Raw genomic sequence first — 4487 nt, 5'->3', positions numbered from 1 at the left:
CAGAAAGGCTCGTCGAGCTCGACGACCTGGGCGCCGGCTGGCGTCGGGCAGCGCTCGGCGTTCCCGACGCAAGCGATCATCTCACCGTTGACAACGAGGCGACTCTGCCGCTGGAGGGAACCACTCGTGCCGTCGATGAGCGTGCCTCCATCGAGGACCCACGCGTGCCCCGGCGTCATCTCCTGGGATCCGGCTATTGCGGACGAGCAACAGAGACCGGAGGCGAAGGCGACAAGCATCGGGTGCGACGGCATTTTCCTTACCATGAGTGGACGGCATTGTAACTTGTTCATCTTTTTCGCTGTGGAAGTGGTGGCCGGGCTCCGTGCTGTGGCAGCACGACGGAAGTTTGGAATACTATCGCCGCCGTGACGACGCCCCGCAGAGGCGTAAATCATGCCGATCTCGATCCAACGAACCCTTGCCGCCGCTCTGGGAGCGGTTCTCCTGCTTCCGGTTGCTCGAGCCACGAGCTCGCCCCGGATGGAGAGGAAGCAGAGAACGGAGGAGACGCGCATTCGTGAGGCCCGCGCGGCTTCCAACGCAGCCATCCGCGCTCACGACGCCGAGCGGGTGGCTTCGTCCTGGACGGAAGACTACAGCCTCGTCGCCTCGACCAATCTGGCCGTCACCGGGCGGGAAGCGAACCGCGCGAGCTTCGCGAGTCACTTCGAAGAACGTCCCGACGTCGTCTATGTCCGCACACCGCGAGAGATCGGACTCTACGAGCCCTGGGGCATGGCTTATGAGTGGGGCGATTGGGAGGGGAGCTGGACGGAGGAGGAGGGCGAGCTGCGAATCGGCGGCACCTACCTCGCGAAGTGGCAGCGCGTCTCCGACCGGTGGCTCATTCGCGCCGAGATCTTCGTCCCGACCCACTGCGAGGGCACGTCTTATTGCGGCGAGCGACGTTGATTCAATTGGGCATGCTGCTGAGCTTCTGGAACTCCGAGATGAACGCCTCGTTCTCCCGGGGCAAGCCGACGGAAACCCGCATGTAACCTTCCATGTCGAAGGCCTGGCGAACCTGCACCTTCTGCTCGCGAAGGAGCTCGAGGAAGGTTTCGAGCTTGGGCCCCACGTGGAGTGTGACGAAGATCGTGTGGGTCCGGAGCGGCTCATAGCCCATCGCTTCGAGCTGCGAATAGAGATAGGCCTTCCCCTCGCGCGCGACTTCCACCGAGCGCGCCACATGCTCCTGGTCTTCGAGGGCTGCAATCGCCGCCGCAATCGAGAGCGTGTTCTTGTGAAGCATCCCGATGCCGAACCGCGCGAGACGCTTCAGGAGATCCGGATGGCCGATCCCGTAGCCGACCCGCACTCCGCCGAGCCCGTAGGCTTTCGAGAACGTCCTCGTGACCACCACGTTATCCATCCGCTGGGCGAGCGGGATGGTGGAGGGATAGCCGGGCTCATCGACGAAGTCGATATAGGCCTCGTCGATGCAAACGATGACGTCCTTGGGCACGGATTGAACGAACAGCTCGAGCTCACGCGCGTTCAAGAGCTGGCCCGTCGGATTGTTCGGGTTGCAGATGCTGACGAGCCGCGTGTCGGCGTCGATGGCCCTCGCCATCGCCTCGAGGTCGACGCCCCAGTCGTTTTTGAGAGCGACTTTCTTCACCTCGCGTCCGAGAGCCGCGGTCTTCTCGTGCGGATCCGGGTAGGACGGAAAGGCCGTGACGGTGTTGCCTTCGCGATCGAAGAAAGCGGCGAGCACGACGAGGTTCAGAATCTCCGACGAGCCGACGCCCGTGAGCACCGTCTCGACCGGGATGTCGTGATGTTTCGCGAGGGCCTCTTCGAGCTGGTTGTGAAAGGGATAGCGGTTCATACCGAACATGCGCCTGGCCACCGCCTCGATGGCGAGACGGGAGGAGCCGAGCGGGTTCTCGTTGATCGACAGCTGCACGAGAGCGGGATCGTCGAGCCCGACCCCGCGGATGTTGCGCAGCGTGGTCCCTTCCACGATCTGGGCTGCGGCATCCCAGGCGGGCGTGCCGACCATCGCGAGCCCTGCGCCCCCCACCGCGGCCGTTCGAAAGAAGCTACGACGGTCCATGGATCGACGCTGCAGCATGGGTACACCCTCCTGAATTGACGGACATCATAAACCGAAGCGCGCTAGCGCCGGGTCTGGCGCTTGGCCTCGCGGCGCTGGGGATGACGTATAGCCGTTCGCGACGGATCGTCCCTCGAAACGCTGTTGTCTCAGGAGCGTCGTCACCTGCGATCATGTCTGGTCGTGACGATCACAACCTCTCATTTTGCTAGACTGCTCTCCGACTCGACGTGGCCGACATGCTCTCCGTGGAGGATCGACATGCGCTTCAGGACGTTCGCTCTCGGGACGACGCTTCTCGTCTCTGGACTGGTTTACGGTCAGGGAACGCTCGAGGACTACGAGCGCGCCGAACACTTCTTGCCGGAGAATCTCGCGAAGCTCGTGTTCAACCTCGAGGTGACGCCGCACTGGATCGGGGACTCCGAACGGTTCTGGTTCGTAGACGAAGGGCCTCGAGGACATGAATTCGCGCTCGTGGATCCAGCCGAGAAAAAGCGCCGGCCGGCCTTCGATCACGTGAAGCTCGCAGAGTCGCTCGCGAAGGTTTCGGGCAACGAAGTGGACCCGAACCGTCTGCCTTTCAAGAGTGTCCGATTCGAGCGGGATTCACGGATCGTCTTTTCGTGGAAGGAGGATTGGTGGACGTTCGATCTGGAAAGCTCGGAGTGCACGAAGACGACGGAACCGACATCACCTGCGCCTCAAGAAGTGATGTCTCCCGACGAAAAGCGAGTGGCTTTCGTCCGTGATTACGACCTTTTCCTTCGGGACGTATCGAGTGGAACGGAGTTTCGGCTCACCAACGACGGAGAAAGAGATCACGCGTGGGCGGTCGAGCCCGATACTCGCCTGACCGCCGTGACCGAGATGGTGCAAGGACGCTTGCCCGGGGCAACTGTGATCTGGTCGCCCGATTCGAAGAAGATCGTCACCGTTCGCGTAGATCAACGTCAAGTGGAGGAGCTTCACCTGATCCAATCGGTGCCGAAGAAGCCCGGGCGCCGTCCTGCCGTGCATGCCTATCGGTTTCCCCTTCCGGGAGACTGGGATCTTCCGCTCGTCGAGTACGTGATCTTCGATCTCGAGAAGAACTGGAAGATCCGAGTCGATCGCCCGCCTCGGGGAGCCGAGTTCATGAGCGCTCTGGCCATGCAGTCGATTTGGTGGGATGAGAAGGGGCGCAATCTCTACCTCCTCGAGAACGAACGAGGGTTCAAAGTACTGCGACTCTGGAAAATCGACGCGCAAGATGGTTCGACCAGGAAACTGGTGGAGGAGGAGAGCGAGACCTACGTCGAGCCCCATCTTCTGGTGGGTGGACGTCCGAATGTCCGTGTCCTCGAGAGCAGCGGGGAAATCATCTGGTTCTCGCAGAGAGACGGCTGGGCTCACCTCTATCTCTACGATGGAGAGAGTGGGCATCTGAAGAACCGCGTGACGACCGGTCCATGGGTCGTTCGTGACATCGTCCACGTCGACGAAGGTTCGCGCCGAGTGTACTTCACGGCAGGTGGCGTCGATCCGAATCGCGATCCTTACTTCCGCCACTTGTATCGCGCCCATCTCGACGATGGAACCATGGACCTCCTCACACCCGAGGATGCCGATCACACGGTGAAGATGACGCCGTCCGGCTCTTTCTTCTTAGATACGTTCTCCACGCCCGACGAACCCCCCGTGACGCTCTTACGGGACACCGAAGGAGAGACTCTCCTCACGTTGGCGGAAGCGAATGTGGAGAAACTGCTCGAAGCCGGCTGGCGAACTCCCGAGCGCTTCACCGTGAAAGCGCGAGATGGAGAGACGGATCTCTATGGAGTCCTGTATCGACCTACGAAGTTCGATTCGTCGAAGAGTTATCCCGTGCTGGACAGCATCTATCCAGGACCCCAGATCTCACGAGCTCCGGTCTCTTTCGCGGCGGCCTACTCGGATCCCTTCGGCGAAGCCGCCAGCTTCGCCGAGCTCGGGTTCGTGGTGGTGACGTTGGATGGACTGGGAACGCCCTTGCGTTCGAAGGCTTTTCATGACGTTTCCTACCGGAACATCGGTGATGCGGGAGGTCTCGAAGATCACGTCCAGGGGTTGAAGCAGCTGGCCGGGCGCTACTCTTTCCTCGACATCGATCGGGTGGGCATCTACGGCCATTCGGGCGGGGGATATGCATCGGCACGGGCTATCCTGCAGTACCCCGAATTCTACAAGGTGGCGGTCTCCTCCGCCGGCAACCATGACCAAGCGAGCTACATCACGGCATGGGGTGAGCGGTATCACGGTCTCGTCAGTGAAGTGAACTACACGAATCAAGCGAACACGAGTCTGGCCGACCGCCTCGTAGGAAAACTCCTGCTCGTTCACGGCGAGCTCGACGACAATGTGCCTCCGAGCCTGACCATGCAGCTTGCCCACGCGTTAATGAAGG

At 61.4% G+C, this 4487-nt stretch carries 4 protein-coding genes; 3 read left to right on the top strand and 1 reads right to left on the bottom strand.

Annotation, left to right across the window (positions count from 1 at the left end):
• The coding region (locus VEK15_21970) for a hypothetical protein (protein ID HXV63383.1) at positions 1 to 284 on the top strand (284 nt) is incomplete at its 5' end.
• Between the two features lie 112 nt (positions 285 to 396).
• The gene (locus VEK15_21965) at positions 397 to 915 is read left to right on the top strand and encodes a nuclear transport factor 2 family protein (protein HXV63382.1); all 519 of its coding nucleotides are present in this window, start codon (positions 397 to 399) and stop codon (positions 913 to 915) included.
• A gap of 1 nt (position 916) precedes the next feature.
• Here VEK15_21965 and VEK15_21960 read toward each other — a convergent pair whose 3' ends face one another.
• Positions 917 to 2080, bottom strand: coding sequence for a histidinol-phosphate transaminase (locus VEK15_21960; protein HXV63381.1), 1164 nt, complete (start codon positions 2078 to 2080; stop codon positions 917 to 919).
• A gap of 243 nt (positions 2081 to 2323) precedes the next feature.
• On the opposite strand from VEK15_21960, the gene VEK15_21955 reads away from it, so the two are divergent.
• A partial coding sequence (locus VEK15_21955) for a DPP IV N-terminal domain-containing protein (GenBank protein HXV63380.1) occupies positions 2324 to 4487 on the top strand: 2164 nt, incomplete at its 3' end.

Source organism: Vicinamibacteria bacterium (assembly GCA_035620555.1).
In the GTDB taxonomy this organism is placed as follows: domain Bacteria; phylum Acidobacteriota; class Vicinamibacteria; order Marinacidobacterales; family SMYC01; genus DASPGQ01.
The sequence above is the reverse complement of the archived record's forward strand: the minus strand, read 5'-3'. Positions and strand labels throughout refer to the sequence as shown.

Coding starts and splice junctions, on each gene's coding strand:
- VEK15_21965 (HXV63382.1), top strand. CDS start 397: ATGCCGATCTCGATCCAACGAACCCTTGCCGCCGCTCTGGGAGCGGTT.
- VEK15_21960 (HXV63381.1), bottom strand. CDS start 2,080: ATGCTGCAGCGTCGATCCATGGACCGTCGTAGCTTCTTTCGAACGGCC.